Annotated in this window: 17 protein-coding genes; 12 read left to right on the top strand and 5 right to left on the bottom strand. The window is 71.7% G+C overall.

Annotated features, from left to right (window positions below; all coding sequences use genetic code 11):
* The first annotated feature begins 53 nt into the window (after positions 1-53).
* The 6 genes from PX701_RS01455 (at position 54) to PX701_RS01480 (ending at position 5,928) form a co-directional block, all read left to right on the top strand.
* Entirely contained in the window at positions 54-1,247 is a 1,194-nt protein-coding gene (locus tag PX701_RS01455) for an acetyl-CoA C-acyltransferase (RefSeq protein WP_231429786.1), read from the top strand.
* Entirely contained in the window at positions 1,247-2,005 is a 759-nt protein-coding gene (locus PX701_RS01460) for an enoyl-CoA hydratase/isomerase family protein (RefSeq protein WP_231429787.1), read from the top strand. Before PX701_RS01455 ends, PX701_RS01460 begins: the two co-directional genes overlap by 1 nt.
* Entirely contained in the window at positions 2,002-2,907 is a 906-nt protein-coding gene (locus PX701_RS01465; protein WP_420831036.1) for a 3-hydroxyacyl-CoA dehydrogenase family protein, read from the top strand. The genes PX701_RS01460 and PX701_RS01465 overlap by 4 nt, the downstream gene beginning before the upstream one ends.
* Before the next feature lie 52 nt (positions 2,908-2,959).
* Positions 2,960-5,056 (top strand): phenylacetic acid degradation bifunctional protein PaaZ, encoded by a 2,097-nt coding sequence (gene paaZ / locus PX701_RS01470; protein WP_275505265.1) that lies wholly within the window; start codon positions 2,960-2,962, stop codon positions 5,054-5,056.
* Between the two features lie 103 nt (positions 5,057-5,159).
* Entirely contained in the window at positions 5,160-5,609 is a 450-nt protein-coding gene (locus tag PX701_RS01475) for a DUF2871 domain-containing protein (RefSeq protein WP_275505266.1), read from the top strand.
* 91 nt (positions 5,610-5,700) lie between these two features.
* The gene (locus PX701_RS01480; RefSeq protein WP_231429790.1) at positions 5,701-5,928 is read left to right on the top strand and encodes a hypothetical protein; all 228 of its coding nucleotides are present in this window, start codon (positions 5,701-5,703) and stop codon (positions 5,926-5,928) included.
* A 38-nt stretch (positions 5,929-5,966) separates the two neighbouring features.
* On the opposite strand, the gene PX701_RS01485 is transcribed toward PX701_RS01480, so the two are convergent.
* The 3 genes from PX701_RS01485 to paaI all read right to left on the bottom strand — a co-directional run bounded on the left by PX701_RS01485 (position 5,967) and on the right by paaI (position 8,450).
* Positions 5,967-6,596, bottom strand: coding sequence for a TetR/AcrR family transcriptional regulator (locus PX701_RS01485; RefSeq protein ID WP_231429791.1), 630 nt, complete (start codon positions 6,594-6,596; stop codon positions 5,967-5,969).
* A gap of 70 nt (positions 6,597-6,666) precedes the next feature.
* On the bottom strand, positions 6,667-8,016 hold the full coding sequence (paaK, locus tag PX701_RS01490) for a phenylacetate--CoA ligase PaaK (RefSeq protein ID WP_374201087.1): 1,350 nt from the start codon (positions 8,014-8,016) through the stop codon (positions 6,667-6,669).
* A 20-nt stretch (positions 8,017-8,036) separates the two neighbouring features.
* The gene (gene paaI / locus PX701_RS01495; RefSeq protein WP_231429792.1) at positions 8,037-8,450 is read right to left on the bottom strand and encodes a hydroxyphenylacetyl-CoA thioesterase PaaI; all 414 of its coding nucleotides are present in this window, start codon (positions 8,448-8,450) and stop codon (positions 8,037-8,039) included.
* Positions 8,451-8,599: 149 nt separating this feature from the next.
* Between paaI and paaA the strand changes: the two genes are divergently transcribed.
* The 6 genes from paaA to PX701_RS01525 all read left to right on the top strand — a co-directional run bounded on the left by paaA (position 8,600) and on the right by PX701_RS01525 (position 13,383).
* Positions 8,600-9,583, top strand: a complete 984-nt coding sequence (paaA, locus tag PX701_RS01500; protein ID WP_231429793.1) for a 1,2-phenylacetyl-CoA epoxidase subunit PaaA — start codon at positions 8,600-8,602, stop codon at positions 9,581-9,583.
* Positions 9,583-9,888, top strand: coding sequence for a 1,2-phenylacetyl-CoA epoxidase subunit PaaB (paaB, locus tag PX701_RS01505; RefSeq protein ID WP_275505267.1), 306 nt, complete (start codon positions 9,583-9,585; stop codon positions 9,886-9,888). The genes paaA and paaB overlap by 1 nt, the downstream gene beginning before the upstream one ends.
* Positions 9,885-10,733, top strand: coding sequence for a 1,2-phenylacetyl-CoA epoxidase subunit PaaC (paaC, locus tag PX701_RS01510; RefSeq protein WP_275505268.1), 849 nt, complete (start codon positions 9,885-9,887; stop codon positions 10,731-10,733). The genes paaB and paaC overlap by 4 nt, the downstream gene beginning before the upstream one ends.
* Positions 10,730-11,278, top strand: coding sequence for a 1,2-phenylacetyl-CoA epoxidase subunit PaaD (paaD, locus tag PX701_RS01515; protein WP_420831042.1), 549 nt, complete (start codon positions 10,730-10,732; stop codon positions 11,276-11,278). Before paaC ends, paaD begins: the two co-directional genes overlap by 4 nt.
* Positions 11,278-12,453 carry a 1,2-phenylacetyl-CoA epoxidase subunit PaaE gene (gene paaE / locus PX701_RS01520; RefSeq protein ID WP_231429796.1) on the top strand — a complete coding sequence of 392 codons (1,176 nt, stop codon included), beginning with the start codon at positions 11,278-11,280 and terminating at the stop codon, positions 12,451-12,453. The genes paaD and paaE overlap by 1 nt, the downstream gene beginning before the upstream one ends.
* Positions 12,454-12,591: 138 nt before the next feature.
* A complete protein-coding gene (locus PX701_RS01525; protein WP_275505269.1) occupies positions 12,592-13,383 on the top strand; it encodes an enoyl-CoA hydratase/isomerase family protein in 792 nt (263 codons plus the stop codon).
* A 113-nt stretch (positions 13,384-13,496) separates the two neighbouring features.
* Here PX701_RS01525 and PX701_RS01530 read toward each other — a convergent pair whose 3' ends face one another.
* Both PX701_RS01530 and mnhG read right to left on the bottom strand, forming a co-directional pair.
* Positions 13,497-14,636 (bottom strand): hypothetical protein, encoded by a 1,140-nt coding sequence (locus PX701_RS01530; protein WP_275505270.1) that lies wholly within the window; start codon positions 14,634-14,636, stop codon positions 13,497-13,499.
* Positions 14,637-14,699: 63 nt separating this feature from the next.
* Positions 14,700-15,059 (bottom strand): monovalent cation/H(+) antiporter subunit G, encoded by a 360-nt coding sequence (gene mnhG / locus PX701_RS01535; protein ID WP_231429799.1) that lies wholly within the window; start codon positions 15,057-15,059, stop codon positions 14,700-14,702.
* Between the last annotated feature and the right edge of the window lie 2 nt (positions 15,060-15,061).

Genomic DNA, 15,061 nt, shown 5'->3' on the forward strand with positions numbered 1-15,061 from the left:
GGGCGATACCGTGCTCACGGTGCCCCGTCGGACAACGCAGTCAGGAGAGCCGCATGGCCGAGGCCTATCTCGTCGGAGGGGCGCGCACGCCCGTCGGTCGCTACGGCGGCGCCCTCGCGACGGTACGTCCCGACGACCTCGCCGCACTCGTCGTCGGCGAGGCGGTGCGCCGTTCGGGCCTCGCACCCGGTGAGGCGGCCGAGATCGACGAGGTGATCCTCGGCGCCGCCAACCAGGCCGGCGAGGACAACCGCAACGTCGCCCGCATGGCCGTGCTCCTCGCCGGCCTGCCCGACGAGGTGCCGGGCGTCACCGTCAACCGGCTCTGCGCCTCGGGCATGTCGGCCATCACGATGGCCGCGCAGGCGATCCGTGCCGGCGACGCCGACCTCATCGTGGCCGGCGGCGTCGAGTCGATGACCCGCGCGCCCTGGGTGCAGCAGAAGCCGAGCTCGGCGTGGGCGAAGCCCGGCGCGGCGTACGACACGTCGATCGGCTGGCGGTTCCCGAACCCCGAACTCGTCGCCCGCGACAAGGCGACCTACTCGATGCCCGAGACGGCCGAAGAGGTCGCGCGCGTCGACGGCATCACCCGTGCAGAGGCCGACGCCTTCGCGCTGCGCTCGCAGCATCGGGCCGCCGCGGCGATCGCCGCCGGCCGGTTCGAGGCCGAGATCGTCGGCGTGCCCACGCATCGCGGCGACGTGCTCGTCGACGAGGGACCGCGGCCCGACTCCACGCTCGAGGCTCTGGCGCGGTTGCGCCCGGTCGTGCCGGGCGGCGAGGTCGTGACGGCCGGCAACTCGAGCTCGCTCAACGACGGCGCCTCGGCGATCGTCGTCGCGAGCGCCGCCGCGGTCGAGCGCTACGGGCTCACCCCGCGGGCCCGCATCGTGGTCGGCGCGAGCGCGGGCATCGCCCCCGAGATCATGGGGCTCGGACCGGTGCCGGCCACCGAGAAGGCGCTCGAGCGGGCCGGCATCGACCTCGACGAGATCGGCTCGATCGAGCTCAACGAGGCGTTCGCGACGCAGTCGATCGCCTGCATCCGCCGGCTCGGGCTCGATGACGAGCTCGTCAATGCCGACGGGGGCGCCATCGCGCTCGGGCACCCGCTCGGGTCGAGCGGGTCGCGTCTCGTGGTGACCCTGCTCGGCCGCATGGAACGCGAGGGCGCTCGCTACGGCCTCGCGACCATGTGCGTCGGCGTCGGCCAGGGCTCGGCCCTCATCGTGGAGCGCGTGTGATGGGCGACTCGACGAACGGCGTCGCCGAGGGGCCGCTCCGCGTCGAGCGGTCGGCCGATCGCGTCGTCGCCACGCTCGACCGGCCCGAGAAGCGCAACGCGATCGACCAGGCCACGATCGACGCCCTGCACGCGCTGTGCGCCGAGCTCGAGGCCGAGCCGCGCATCCTCGTCATCACCGGTGCCGGCGGCGTCTTCGCCTCGGGCGCCGACATCGCCCAGCTCCGCGATCGTCGCGCGCACGACGCCCGCCGCGGCATCAACGCGAACGCCTTCATCCGCATCGCCGACCTGCCGATGCCGGTCATCGCCGCCCTCGACGGGTATGCCCTCGGCGGCGGCGCCGAGCTCGCGTACGCCGCCGACATCCGCATCGCGACCCCGTCGCTCAAGATCGGCAATCCCGAGACCGGGCTCGGCATCATCGCCGCGGCCGGCGCCAGCTGGCGCCTCAAGGAGATCGTCGGCGACGCCCGCGCGGCCGAGCTGCTGCTGACGGGGCGCACGATCGACGCGGCCGAGGCGCTCTCGATCGGGCTCGTCTCGTCGGTGCACCCGGCCGGCGACCTGCTCGCGGCCGCGCACGAGGTCGCCGACCGCATCGCCCGCAACGACCGGGCCGCGACGATGGCGACGAAGCGCGTCTTCCGCGCTCCGCGCTCGGCGCACCCCGCGGTCGACCTCGACGAGCAGGCCGTGCTCTTCGAGAGCCCCGAGAAGATGCGGCGCATGACCGAGTTCCTGGAGAGGAAGCAGTGAACGACGAGTCCCGCGGTCCCGAGACGACTCCCTCGTCGAGCACCGCCTCTGGTGCCCCCGGCCGTGTCGGCGTGCTCGGCGGCGGTCGCATGGGCGCCGGCATCGCCCACGCCTTCCTGCTCGCGGGCTCGCGGGTCACCGTCGTCGAGCGCGACGCCGATGCCGCGGCGGCCGCCGCGACCCGTGTGCTCGAGTCGGTCGACGCCTCGATCGCGCGCGGCACCGCCGACGAGGATGTCGCAGCGTACGCCGCCCGTTTCGCGACGAGCACCGCCGTCGACGCCTTCGCCGGTTGCGATCTCGTCGTCGAGGCGGTGCCGGAGGACCTCGAGCTCAAGATCGACGCCCTCACCCGGGTCGAGGCGGTGCTCGCACCGGGCGCCGCCCTCGCGTCGAACACGTCGTCGATCTCGATCGACCAGCTCGCCGCCCTGCTCGAGCGCCCGCACCGGTTCGTCGGCCTGCACTTCTTCAACCCCGTGCCGGCCTCGACCCTCGTCGAGATCGTGCGCGGCGAGGCATCCGACCCCTCGCTCGTCGACGACGCGCGCGACTGGGTGCGTGCGATCGGAAAGACGCCGATCGTCGTCGCCGACGCCCCGGGCTTCGCCTCGTCGCGCCTGGGCGTCGCGCTCGGGCTCGAGGCGATCCGCATGCTCGAGGCGGGGGTCGCGAGCGCCGAGGACATCGACGCCGCGATGACGCTCGGCTACAAGCACCCGGTCGGGCCGTTGCGGCTCACCGACCTCGTCGGACTCGACGTGCGGCTCGGCATCGCCGAGTACCTCGCCGAGACGCTCGGCGACCGATTCGAACCGCCCGCCCTGCTGCGCCGCCTGGTCGCCGAGGGCAAGCTCGGCCGCAAGGCCGGCGAGGGCTTCTACCGATGGGATGCCTCGTGAGCGGTCTCGACACGCTCCATCGTCGCTCCCCGACCCCCGAGAGGATTCACTGATGACCGAGATCCTGCCGAGCTACGTCCGCGGCGAGTGGTGGACGCCCGACGCCGATGCCGCGGCCGGCGCGACCGAGGTGCGCGACGCCTCGACGGGCGAGGTCGTCGCCCGGGTCTCGACCGAGGGCCTCGACCTCGGCGCCGCGCTCGACTACGCGCGCACGGTGGGGCAGGCGAGCCTCGGCGAGCTGACCTTCCACCAGCGGGCGGTGCTGCTCAAGCAGATGGCGCTCGCGCTCACCGAGCGCAAGGCCGAGCTCTACGAGATCTCGAGCCGCACCGGCGCCACGAAGCAGGACTCGTGGGTCGACATCGACGGCGGCATCGGCGTGCTCTTCACCTACTCGGGCAAGGGCCGCCGCGAGATGCCGAACGCGAAGGTCTACGTCGACGGCGCGGTCGAGCCGCTCTCGAAGGACGGCTCATTCCTCGGCCGGCACATCTACACCCGCCTGCCGGGTGTCGCCGTGCAGATCAACGCCTTCAACTTCCCGGTCTGGGGGTCGCTCGAGAAGTTCGCCCCGGCGTTCCTCGCCGGCATGCCGACGGTCGTGAAGCCCGCGACGCCCACCGGCTACCTCGCCGAGCACATGGTGCGCATCCTCGTCGAGTCGGGCCTCCTGCCCGACGGCTCGCTGCAGCTGGTGTCGGGCAGCGTGCCCACCCTGTTCGACGAGCTGCGCCTCGGCGACCTCGTCGGCTTCACCGGTTCGGCGTCGACCGCCGAGCGGCTGAGGGCGCACGATTCCGTGCAGACCGGCGGGGTGCGCTTCACGAGCGAGACCGACTCGATCAACGCCTCGGTGCTCGGCACCGACGCCGTCGCCGGCACCCCCGAGTTCGACGCGTACGTCAAGCAGCTCGTCGTCGAGATGACGACGAAGGCCGGGCAGAAGTGCACGGCCATCCGCCGGGCGATCGTGCCCGAGGCATCCATCGACGCCGTCATCGACGCGGTGCGCGCGCGCATCGCGGAGCGCGTCGTCGTCGGCGACCCGCGCACCGAGGGCGTCACCATGGGCCCGCTCGCGTCGCTCGCCCAGCGCGACGAGGTGCTGCGCCAGGTGGGCCGCCTCGAGCAGGCCGGCGGCGAGGTCGTCGTCGGGTCGACGGGCACACCCACCGTCACCCTCGCCGACGGCACGCGCGGCGAGGCATCCGACGGCGCCTTCGTCTCGCCGGTGCTGCTGCGGTTCGCGGATGCCTCGAGCCCGGCGCTGCACGAGGTCGAGGCCTTCGGCCCGGTGTCGTCGATCGTCGGCTACGACTCGCTCGACGAGGCGGTCGCGCTCGTGGCGAGGGGCGGCGGATCCCTCGTGACGAGCGTCGCGACGCACGACCCCGACGTCGCCGTCGCGCTCGCGTCGGGCATCGCCGCCTACAACGGGCGCGTGCTCTTCCTCGACCGCGACGACGCGCGCAGCTCGACCGGTCACGGGTCGCCGTTGCCGAACCTCGTGCACGGCGGGCCCGGGCGGGCCGGCGGCGGCGAGGAGCTCGGCGGCATCCGCGCCGTGCTGCACCACATGCAGCGCACCGCGGTGCAGGGTTCGCCCGAGATGCTGACCGCGCTCACCGGCGTGTGGCACGCGGGCGCCGCGGCCCGGCCGTACGAGGCGAGCGGTGAGCCGCACCCGTTCCGCAAGTCGCTCGCCGAGCTGCGCATCGGCGACCAGGTCGCGTCGGCGCCGCGCGTCGTGACCCTCGACGACATCGAGACCTTCGCGAACTTCACGGGCGACACGTTCTACGCCCACATGAACGAGGAGGCGGCGGCTGCGAACCCGTTCTTCCCCGGCCGGGTCGCCCACGGGTACCTGCTCGTGTCGTGGGCCGCCGGCCTCTTCGTCGACCCCGAGCCGGGCCCGGTGCTCGCGAACTACGGCCTCGAGAACCTGCGCTTCATCACGCCCGTGTCGCCAGGCGACGAGATCCGTGTCGAACTCACGGCCAAGCAGATCTCGCCGCGCGAGACCGACGAGTACGGCGAGGTGCGCTGGGACGCGGTGCTGAAGAACCAGAACGACGAGCTCGTCGCGACCTACGACGTGCTGACGCTCGTCGCGAAGGAGCGGACGGAGCCGCAGCCCGCGTAGGTCGCGCGACCGGTTCGAACCTTCGGACGATGCGGCGGACGGCGCGCCTGCGCCAGACTGGGCGCGAACGCGCCGACCGGGCGCGACCGAAGGAGCGACATCCATGAACCGTCTCTTCACCGCCGCCGTCGTCTACGTCGTGCTCGGGCTCGGATCGGGCCTGTACTACCGCGAGTTCACGAAGGCGAACGACTTCCTCGAGGGCGCCCCGACGCAGCTCTCCGTCGTGCACACGCACCTGCTCGCCCTCGGGCTGCTCGTGATGCTCATCGTGCTCGCGCTCGAGAAGTCGTTCACCCTCAGCGCGAGCCCGCTGTTCGGCTGGTTCTTCTGGGTCTACAACGCGGGCGTGCTGCTGACGAGCGCGATGATGGTCTGGCACGGTTCGCTCACCGTGCTCGGCGAGGAGTCGAACGCCGCGATCGCCGGCGTCGCGGGCCTCGGGCACATCATCGTCACCGCGGGACTCATCCTGCTGATGATGGCGCTGCGCAAGGGCATCACGGCCGCGAAGAAGGCCGAGACCGAGGCATCCGCCCCCGTCGCGGGCTGACGGCGGGCGAGGGCGGGCACCTCAGTGCCCGCCCTCGCCGAAGTTAGGGCGATGTCCTGATGTCGCGCCCCCACCTCAGGGCGGAGGCTGGGTGTCGATCGAAGGAGTCGACACCATGTACATCTCGGAGACCGCATTCCCGCACCTCGCCGCCGAAGCCGACGCGCGCCTCGCTCGCGAGCTCGAGCGGCGTCGCGTGATCGCCGAGCGCCTCGCCGAAACGGGCGAGCACTCCCGCCGCCTCGGGCGGGGCACCCGGCGGGCGTGGTTCCAGCGTTCGGCCGTGCCCGCGCACTCGCCGCTCGCCGCGACGGCGTGAGCCGGTCGGCGGCGATCACCGCCGATGGATGCCTCGGGTCAGCCCAGCAGCTCTTCGACCCGGTTCTCGGTCGGCATGCGCAGGCCGTCGAGCGCGATCGCGATGACGTCGTCGGCCAGGCGGTCGGCGTTCTCGCGGCCGCCCGGGCGGTACCACTCGACGATCGAGTTGATCATGCCGAACGCGAGGCGCGAGACGACGCTCGCGTCGATGTCGCTGCGCAGGGTGCCCTCGGCCTGGGCCTCGGCGACGATCGCGGTCACGCGCTTGTCGAAGTCGCGCCGTCGGGCGAGGGCTCGGCGCTCGACGTCGGTGTTGCCGCGCACGCGCAGGAGCAGCGTGACCGACGGCAATTCGTCGACGAGCACGTGCACGGCACCGCGCAGCACCCGGTCGAGCCGGTCGGCCGCGCGGCCGCCCGCCGCGTCGTTCTCGTCGACGACGCCCTCGAGCCCGCCGAGCGCGGCCTCGAGCGCCTGGTCGAGGATCTCGTCCTTCGAGGCGAAGTGGTGGTAGATCGCCGACTTCGACAGTCCGAGCCGTTCGGCGAGCACGCCCATCGAGGTCGCGTCGTACCCGAACTCGTTGAACGCCGCCACGGCGACGTCGAGGATGCCCTGCCGGTCGTAGCCGGGGCGGCCCCGTCGCAGGCTTCCGTTCTCGCTCATCGCCCCCATCCTCGCACCTCGGGTTCCGAGACGCGTGCTCCTTCGCCGCGCGCTCCCCGACCCGCCGACGTCACCCGTTGCGCAGGTCGTAGACCCGCTTGTACTTGCCCTCGCTGCGCGGCAGTGCCCCCGGCTCTTCGAGCTGCACGACCACCGTCGAGCCGACGTGCACCTTGATGCGCTGGGCGAGCACGACCGCTGCGGCCTCGCACGTCTCGACCGAGAGGTCGGGATGGCGCTCGATGCGCACCGTGAGCGCGTCCATGCGCCCCTCCTTCGTCAGCTCGAGGACGAAGTGCGGCGTGAGCTGCTCGATGCCGAGCACGAGCTCCTCGATCTGCGTCGGGAAGAGGTTGACCCCGCGCAGGATGATCATGTCGTCGTTGCGCCCGGTGATCTTCTCCATGCGGCGCATGCCGGGGCGCGCGGTGCCGGGCAGCAGGCGCGTGAGATCGCGGGTGCGGTACCGGATGACCGGGAACGCCTCCTTGGTGAGCGAGGTGAACACGAGCTCGCCCATCTCGCCGTCGGCGAGCACCGCGCCCGTGTCGCCGTCGATGATCTCGGGCAGGAAGTGGTCCTCCCAGAGGTGCGGGCCGTCCTTCGTCTCGAGGCACTCGTTGCCGACGCCCGGGCCCATGACCTCGCTGAGCCCGTAGATGTCGAGCGCGTCGAGCCCGAGGCGCTGCTCGAGCTCGTGGCGCATCTCGTTCGTCCACGGCTCGGCGCCGAGCACGGCGACCTTGAGCGACGTCGAGCGCGGGTCGATGCCCTGCTCGGCCATCGCGTCGGCGATCGTCAGCAGGTAGCTCGGCGTGCAGAGGATCGCGTCGGGCTCGAAGTCCATGATCAGCTGCACCTGCCGAGCGGTCTGCCCGCCCGACATCGGGATGACGGTCGCGCCGAGGGCCTCGATGCCGGCGTGGGCGCCGAGCCCGCCGGTGAACAGGCCGTAGCCGTAGGCGTTGTGCACCTTCATGCCGGCGCGGATGCCGCTCGCCCGGAGCGACCGGGCGACGAGCGACGCCCAGCGCTCCAGGTCGCCCTTCGTGTAGCCGACCACCGTCGGCCGGCCGGTCGTGCCGCTCGAGGCGTGGATGCGCGCCACCTCGGACATCGGCACGGCGAACATGCCGAACGGGTAGGTCTCGCGCAGGTCGGCCTTGGTCGTGAACGGCAGCCTCGCGACGTCGGCGAGCGACCGGATGTCTCGCGGGTGCACTCCCGCCTCGTCGAACTTGCGGGTGTAGAGGGGCACGTGCTCGTACGCGTGCGCCACGGTCTGCTGCAGCCGTTCGAGCTGCAGCGTCTCGATCTCGGCGCGGCTCAGCCGCTCCTCGGGGTCGAGCTCGTCGAGCGCCGGCGGCTGCAGGCCCGAGACGGAGACGCTGGTGGTGGGGGCGTTGGTCGTCGTCGACACGGTGGCTCCTGTGCGGGGGATCAGAAGGTGCGGTTGGTGGAGATCGAGCGGCCGCGGAACTCGGCGACCGCGTCGCCGTCTTCGTCGACGACCGACACGTCGTAGAGGCCGGTGCGGCCCGAACGGGTTCGTCGCACGGCGGTGGCGGTGAGAGTTTGGCCGGCATGCGTCGACTTGAGGAACGTGATGTCGGCGCCGGCGGCGACGGTGACCCGGTCGTCCTCGTTGCACGAGATCGCGAAGGCGGTGTCGGCGAGGGCGAACACCAGGCCGCCGTGGGTGATGCCGAAGCCGTTCGTCATCTCCTCGCGCACGACCATGCTCACGACGGCGTGGCCGGGGTCGTCGCGCTCGACGACGAGGCCGAGCCAGGCCGAGGCGCGGTCGCGCTGCATCATCGCGCGGTTGAGGGTGTCGGCGTCGGCATCGGTCATCTCGCACTCCTCATCGAGTCGGCGGCGCCGTTGCTGCGGCGCCGAGATCGAATATATACTAACTGAACGATCGGTTGGTAATATCGGGATGCCCCGGCACGCGCCGCGGCCCGATCGGCGCCGACCGCCGCAGAACCCAGGAGTCGATGATGACCGCACCAGCAGACCTCCGCCCGGTGACCGGGGAGGCATCCGATGCCGACGGCCAGGCCGCGTTCGACGCGATCATCGCCGCCGACTCGCGCATCGAACCCCGCGACTGGATGCCGGAGGCCTACCGCAAGACGCTCATCCGCCAGATCTCGCAGCACGCGCACTCCGAGATCATCGGCATGCAGCCCGAGTCGAACTGGATCACGCGGGCGCCGAGCCTCAAGCGCAAGGCGATCCTCATGGCGAAGGTGCAGGACGAGGCGGGCCACGGCCTGTACCTCTACTCGGCGGCGCAGACGCTCGGCATCTCGCGTGAGGAGATGATGCAGCAGCTCATCGAGGGGCGCGCTCGCTACTCGTCGATCTTCAACTACACGACGCCGACGTGGGCCGACATGGGGGCCATCGGCTGGCTCGTCGACGGTGCCGCGATCTGCAACCAGGTGCCGCTGTGCCGCGCTTCGTACGGCCCGTACGGGCGGGCGATGGTGCGCATCTGCAAAGAGGAGTCGTTCCACCAGCGGCAGGGGTTCGAGATCCTGCTCGAGCTCATGCAGGGCACCGAGGCGCAGCGCGAGATGGCGCAGGAGTCCGTGAACCGCTGGTACTGGCCGAGCCTGCAGATGTTCGGCCCGCCCGACGACCAGTCGCCGAACTCGGCGCAGTCGATGGCGTGGAACATCAAGCGGTTCTCGAACGACGAGCTGCGCCAGCGCTTCGTCGGCATGCTCGTGCCGCAGGCCGAGGTGCTCGGGGTCACCCTCCCCGACCCGAACCTCGCCTGGAACGAGGAGAAGCAGGCCTACGACATGAGCGAGATCGACTGGACCGAGTTCAACGAGGTGCTCGGCGGTCGCGGTCCCGCGAACGCCGAGCGGCTGCGCCGGCGCCGCGAGGCCCACGAGGAGGGCGCCTGGGTGCGCGAGGCCGCCGCCGAGTACGCACGCAAGCAGGCGCTGAAGCAGAAGGCGGTGGCGTGATGTCGACTCCCGGTGAGACCGCAACCGAGGCCTGGCCCCTGTGGGAGGTCTTCGTGCGCGCCAACCGCGGCCTGAGCCACGTGCACGTCGGCTCGCTGCACGCGCCCGACGCCGACATGGCCGTGCGCAACGCGCGCGACCTCTACACGCGCCGCAACGAGGGCGTGTCGATCTGGGTGGTTCCGGCCGTGGCGATCACGACGAGCGACCCCGATGCGAAGGGCGCCTTCTTCGAGAGCCCCGCTGGCAAGAACTACCGCCACGCGGTCTACTACACGAAGAGCGAGGGGGTGAAGCACCTGTGAGCGACACCGCCCATGGCGACGTCACCGTCGATCGGCTCGCGCTCGCCGACGAGCTCGCCGGATCGGCGGCCGACGGCATCGCCCGCGTCGCCTCGCCCGAGGTCGCCGAGTACGCCCTGCGCCTCGGCGACGACGCACTCGTCAACGCCCAGCAGCTCGGCATGTGGATCACCCGTGCGCCCGAGCTCGAAGAAGATGTCGCGCTCGGGAACATCGGGCTCGACCTGCTCGGGCACGCCCGCTCGCTGCTGCACTACGCGGGCACCGCGTCGGGCCGCAGCGAGGACGACCTCGCCTACTGGCGCGACGAGCCCGAGTGGCGCAACGCCTGGCTCTTCGAACAGCCGAACGGCGACTTCGCCTGCACGATCGCGCGGCAGCTCGTGGCATCCCTGTACTGGTTCGAACTGTACGGCGCGCTCACCGAGTCGACCGACCCGACCCTCGCCGCGATCGCCGCGAAGGCCGTGAAGGAGGTCGACTACCACCGCGACCACGCCGTGCAGTGGACCCTGCGCCTCGCGGGCGGCACCGACGAGTCGCGCCGCCGCATGATCGAGGGCGTCACCGTCACGTGGCCGTACGTCGACGAGCTCTTCGCCGACGACGACCTCGTCGAGCGCCTCGCCGCCGACGGCGTCGCCGTGCTGCCCTCGTCGCTGCGACCCGCGTTCGAGGCGGCGATCGACGCCGTGTTCGCCGAGGCAGAGCTCGAACGGCCGAGCGGGCGCACGGCGTACACCGCGTCGGGCGGCGGGCGCGGCGGATCGCACACCGAACGACTCGGGCCGCTGCTCGCCGAGATGCAGGTGCTCGCCCGGCAGCATCGGGGTGCGTCGTGGTGACTGCGGCTGTCACCGATGGTCTCGATACGCGTCCTCCTACGTCGGGCGCCACTCGCTCGACCGAGAACCACGCCTGGTCGGTCGCCGCGACGGTGACCGACCCCGAGATCCCCGTGCTCACGATCGAGGACCTCGGCGTGCTGCGCTCGGTCGAGGTGGGCGACGACGGTGCGGTGCGCGTGCAGATCACCCCCACCTACAGCGGATGCCCCGCGATGGACGCCATCCGCGACGACGTGCTGATCGCGCTCACGCACGCCGGCTACGACGACGTGCGCGTCGAGCTCGTGCTCGCCCCCGCCTGGACCACCGACTGGATGAGCGAAGCCGGCAAGCAGAAGCTCCGCCGATACGGCATCCAGGCGCCGACCGGCCGCGCAGCGGCCCGCGATGCGGGGCCCGTGCGCGTGCAGCTCGGCGTGAAGTGCCCCCGCTGCGACTCGCTCAACACCCGCGAGCTCGCCCGCTTCGGCTCGACGTCGTGCAAGGCGCTCTACGAGTGCCGGGACTGCCTCGAGCCCTTCGACTACTTCAAGGTGCTCTGATGGCGGCGAAGAACCTCGGCTCCACCCGCCCCGAGCAGGTCGCCGAGGCGTTCCTCGCGTCGACGGTGGGCGGCGAGCACGTGCCCAAGCGGCGCCGCGCTCGCTTCCACTCGCTCGAGGTGGCCGAGGTGCGTCCGCTCACGAGCGACTCGGTCGAGGTCACCTTCGCCGTGCCCGACGAGCTCGCCGACGAGTACTCGTACCTGCCGGGCCAGTACGTCGCGCTGCGCAAGGAGCTCGACGGCTACGAGCGCCGCCGCAGCTATTCGATCTGCCGTCCCCCCGAGCGGGGCAGCCTGTCGGTCGCGATCAAGCGCGACCTCGGCGGGGTCTTCTCGACGTGGGCGAACTCCGAGCTCCGGGCCGGCGACACGCTCGACGTGATGAGCCCGCAGGGCACCTTCACCTCGACCCTCGACGCGCTCGACGGCAAGCACGTCGTCGGCATCGCGGCCGGCTCCGGCATCACCCCGCTGATGGCACTCGCGCAGGCCGTGCTCGCCCGCTCCGAGACATCCGAGTTCGAGCTCGTCTACACGAACCGGTCGACGCTCGACGTGATGTTCCTCGAAGAGCTGGCCGAACTCAAGGACCGCTACCCGTCGAGGCTCGCCCTGCACCACGTGCTCTCGCGAGAGCAGCGCACCGCGCCGCTGCTCTCGGGCCGCATCGACGCCGAGAAGCTCGGCACGATGCTCGACGTGCTGATCCGCCCCGAGACCGTCGACGAGTGGTTCCTGTGCGGGCCGTTCGAGCTCGTGCAGCTCGCTCGCGACACCCTCGCCGAGCGCGGGGTGCCGGTCGGCCACGTCCGCTACGAGCTCTTCACGACCGACGCCGACCAGGTCGAGCCGCGGCACGGTCGCCCCGTCGTCGTGCAGCAGGGCGAGCAGACGGTGTCGATCGAGTTCACCCTCGACGGGCAGTCGTCGACGGTCGAGAGCCCCGTGTCGGCGAACGAGTCGATCCTCAACGCGGCGCTGCGCGTGCGCCCCGACGTGCCGTTCGCGTGCGCGGGCGGCGTCTGCGGCACGTGCCGCGCACGGGTCGTCGAGGGCAGCGTGAACATGACCGAGAACTACGCGCTCGAGCCCGACGAGCTCGAGCGCGGATACGTGCTCACCTGCCAGTCGCACCCGAAGTCCGAGCGCGTCGTGGTCGACTATGACGTGTAGCGGTGCGGTCGGGCTCGCCCGCACCGACGTCGACGCCCGCCGAGTGTTGCCGTTCGCGCCGAATGTGGCCGAGCGAACAGCCCGGTTCGGCGCAAACGGCAACGCTCGGCGACAGCAGCACGAAGGAGTGGAGCAGCGATGATCGAGTTCACGGTCGACGGGACGACCCGGGTCGGCGAGGTCGTGCTGAACGCGCCCGACAAGCTCAACGCGCTCGACGAGCACGCGCTCGGCGAGCTCGCGGCGGCGTACGCCGAGGCGGGCCGGCTCGCGCAGTCCGGCGACCTGCGCGCCCTCGTGCTGCGCGGCGAGGGGCGTGCGTTCTGCGCCGGCCGCGACATCTCGGGCGTCGACCCGCGTGAGGACGACGTGCTCGGCTACCTCGGCGGCCGGGTCGAGCCGCTGCTGCACACGATGGCCGGCCTGCCGTTGCCGACCTTCGCCGTCGCTCACGGTGCGTGCCTCGGCGTCGGGCTGGGCCTGCTCATCGCGAGCGACATCGTGTACGTCGCCGACACCGCGAAGATCGGCTCGCCGTTCGCGAACCTCGGCGCCACGCTCGACTCGGGCGGTCACGCGCTCTTCGTCGAGCGGCTCGGAGCCCACAAGACGATGGACCTCATCGTCACGGGCCGGCTCATGACGGGCGACGAGGCGGTCGCCTCGGGCCTGTTCAGCCGCGTCTTCGAAGCCACCGAGGTGCTGGATGCCACCCGCGCGGCGGCCCGGGCGGCCGCGACGGGAGCGACCCAGGCGTTCGTCGCCTCGAAGATGCTCGTGGCGTCGCTGCGCGACGACCGGCTGGGGCTCTGGGCCTCGATGTCCGAGGAGAACCGCGCGCAGGCCGCCCTCTGCGACACGGCCGACTACCGCGAGGGCTTCGCCGCCTTCCAGGAGAAGCGCAAGCCGCAGTTCACCGGTCGCGGCTGAGTCGCTCGTCGACGGTTTCCGTTTGCACCGAACGTTGCCCGGAGAACCGGCACGCTCAGTGCGAACGGCAACACTCGGCGGAGGTCGGGCGCGCCGCGGCGCGGCTCGTCAGCTCAGTCGCCGCCCGTGAGCGATTCGAGCAGCGGGATGACGAACCAGATGCCGACCATGACGACGAGCGGCAGCACGGCGAGCACGGGGATGCGGTGCTTCAGCCGTCGACCCTGCGGCGCCACGCCCCTGGGGATGCCGGGCGTCGGGTTCGCCGTCGAGGCAGACACGCCGTCGTCCGGCTCGGCGAGCCGGTCGTCGCGCCAGCGCTCCCAGCGCTCGAGCTTCGCGTCGAGCACGTCGATCGTCGCGAAGACCCACTCCCACGTCGCGGGGTCGGTGCCGGAGAGCGGGCGCGAGCCGTGCGAGTAGAGGTAGAGCCGGTCGTCGACGATCTCGATGTCGAACTCCGCGACGGTGTCGACGAACCGCGCCATGACGTCGGGAGTGAACAGGTACAGGGCGTCGGCCTCGTAGCCCTCGGGACAGTACAGGTCGAAGTACCGATCGAAGTCGCCCTCGAGCGACAGCCGCTGAGCGGTCGCGAGCGGTACCGGCAGGTTCGAGCCGAGTGCCGGCGAGTTGTTGCGCCTCGAGTCGAGCACGATGTGCGGCAGCCGGCGTTCGAGCGTGATCTCGACGTACGACCACGAGAACGTCTCGTGCGTCTTCGCGGTCTTCTGCACGTAGCGGTAGTTCGCGATCTCGACGGGGCGGGGGCGAGCGAGGCGAACGACCTCGCTCGCGACGCGGTCGCCGCCGATGCCGAAGATCATGCCGGGGGACTCGGGGTCGGCGATGCGCGGCACGAACTCGAGCCCGTTGGCGGCGGCGAATCGGCTCACCCGGTAGCGTTCCTCGCCGGCGCGGCGGCGGTCCTTCACGATGAACCAGGCGAGGCACGCGATGAGGGTCGCGGCCCCGAGGAACGCGATCTGGAACACGCGGTCGGACGACATGTCGACGCCGAGCTGCTCGAGCACGGGGGAGGCGAGCATCACCACGAGCGCGAGCGGCAGGGCGATGACGAAGGCCGCGACCCCGCCGAGCACGACGCCGACGACGACGCCGAAGCCCCCCGAGCGGCCGTCGGTCGGCGCGAAGCCGTTGTCGGACTCGTATGCGCGCACCGCCCCGCGGTCGACCGGGCCCGACAGCGGGGCGAAGTCTGACGGGGCGCGGTCGGCGGCCTTCTCGCTCATCCGCCGATCGTATCGGCGGATCTCGAGACGGGCGCTCGACCGCTCATCGACCTGCGCCCGAGCTCAGCGACCCGCCGGGTGCTCGTCGTGCTCGGCGATGTCGCGGCCGAGGTCGTCCTCGATGAGCAGGTCGCGGCGCACGTGGTCGGTGCGGTAGGCCGAGCGACCGAGCATGTGCGCGGTCATCGGCTGGGTCAGCAGCTGGAACGTCATGATCACGATGACCGTCGAGATCACGCCCCACGTCGGCGCGCGCAGCGCGATCGCGAGCAGCACGGCGGCGAGCCCGAGCACCTGCGGCTTCGTCGCGGCGTGCAGCCGGGTGAGCACGTCGGGGAACCGCAGGATGCCGAGCCCGGCCGCCATCGAGAGGAAGGCGCTCACCAGGATGAGCAGCCCGACCGCGACGTCCGCGCCGGTCATCG

Source organism: Agromyces chromiiresistens (genome assembly GCF_029167465.1).
Classification (GTDB): Bacteria; Actinomycetota; Actinomycetes; order Actinomycetales; family Microbacteriaceae; genus Agromyces; species Agromyces chromiiresistens.

What these genes read in the sequence shown, in the direction of transcription:
- PX701_RS01455 (WP_231429786.1), top strand. Translation starts at nt 54, where the DNA reads ATGGCCGAGGCCTATCTCGTCGGAGGGGCGCGCACGCCCGTCGGTCGC.
- PX701_RS01460 (WP_231429787.1), top strand. Translation starts at nt 1,247, where the DNA reads ATGGGCGACTCGACGAACGGCGTCGCCGAGGGGCCGCTCCGCGTCGAG.
- paaZ (WP_275505265.1), top strand. Translation starts at nt 2,960, where the DNA reads ATGACCGAGATCCTGCCGAGCTACGTCCGCGGCGAGTGGTGGACGCCC.
- PX701_RS01475 (WP_275505266.1), top strand. Translation starts at nt 5,160, where the DNA reads ATGAACCGTCTCTTCACCGCCGCCGTCGTCTACGTCGTGCTCGGGCTC.
- PX701_RS01485 (WP_231429791.1), bottom strand. Translation starts at nt 6,596, where the DNA reads ATGAGCGAGAACGGAAGCCTGCGACGGGGCCGCCCCGGCTACGACCGG.
- paaI (WP_231429792.1), bottom strand. Translation starts at nt 8,450, where the DNA reads ATGACCGATGCCGACGCCGACACCCTCAACCGCGCGATGATGCAGCGC.
- paaA (WP_231429793.1), top strand. Translation starts at nt 8,600, where the DNA reads ATGACCGCACCAGCAGACCTCCGCCCGGTGACCGGGGAGGCATCCGAT.
- paaB (WP_275505267.1), top strand. Translation starts at nt 9,583, where the DNA reads ATGTCGACTCCCGGTGAGACCGCAACCGAGGCCTGGCCCCTGTGGGAG.
- paaE (WP_231429796.1), top strand. Translation starts at nt 11,278, where the DNA reads ATGGCGGCGAAGAACCTCGGCTCCACCCGCCCCGAGCAGGTCGCCGAG.
- PX701_RS01525 (WP_275505269.1), top strand. Translation starts at nt 12,592, where the DNA reads ATGATCGAGTTCACGGTCGACGGGACGACCCGGGTCGGCGAGGTCGTG.
- PX701_RS01530 (WP_275505270.1), bottom strand. Translation starts at nt 14,636, where the DNA reads ATGAGCGAGAAGGCCGCCGACCGCGCCCCGTCAGACTTCGCCCCGCTG.
- mnhG (WP_231429799.1), bottom strand. Translation starts at nt 15,059, where the DNA reads ATGACCGGCGCGGACGTCGCGGTCGGGCTGCTCATCCTGGTGAGCGCC.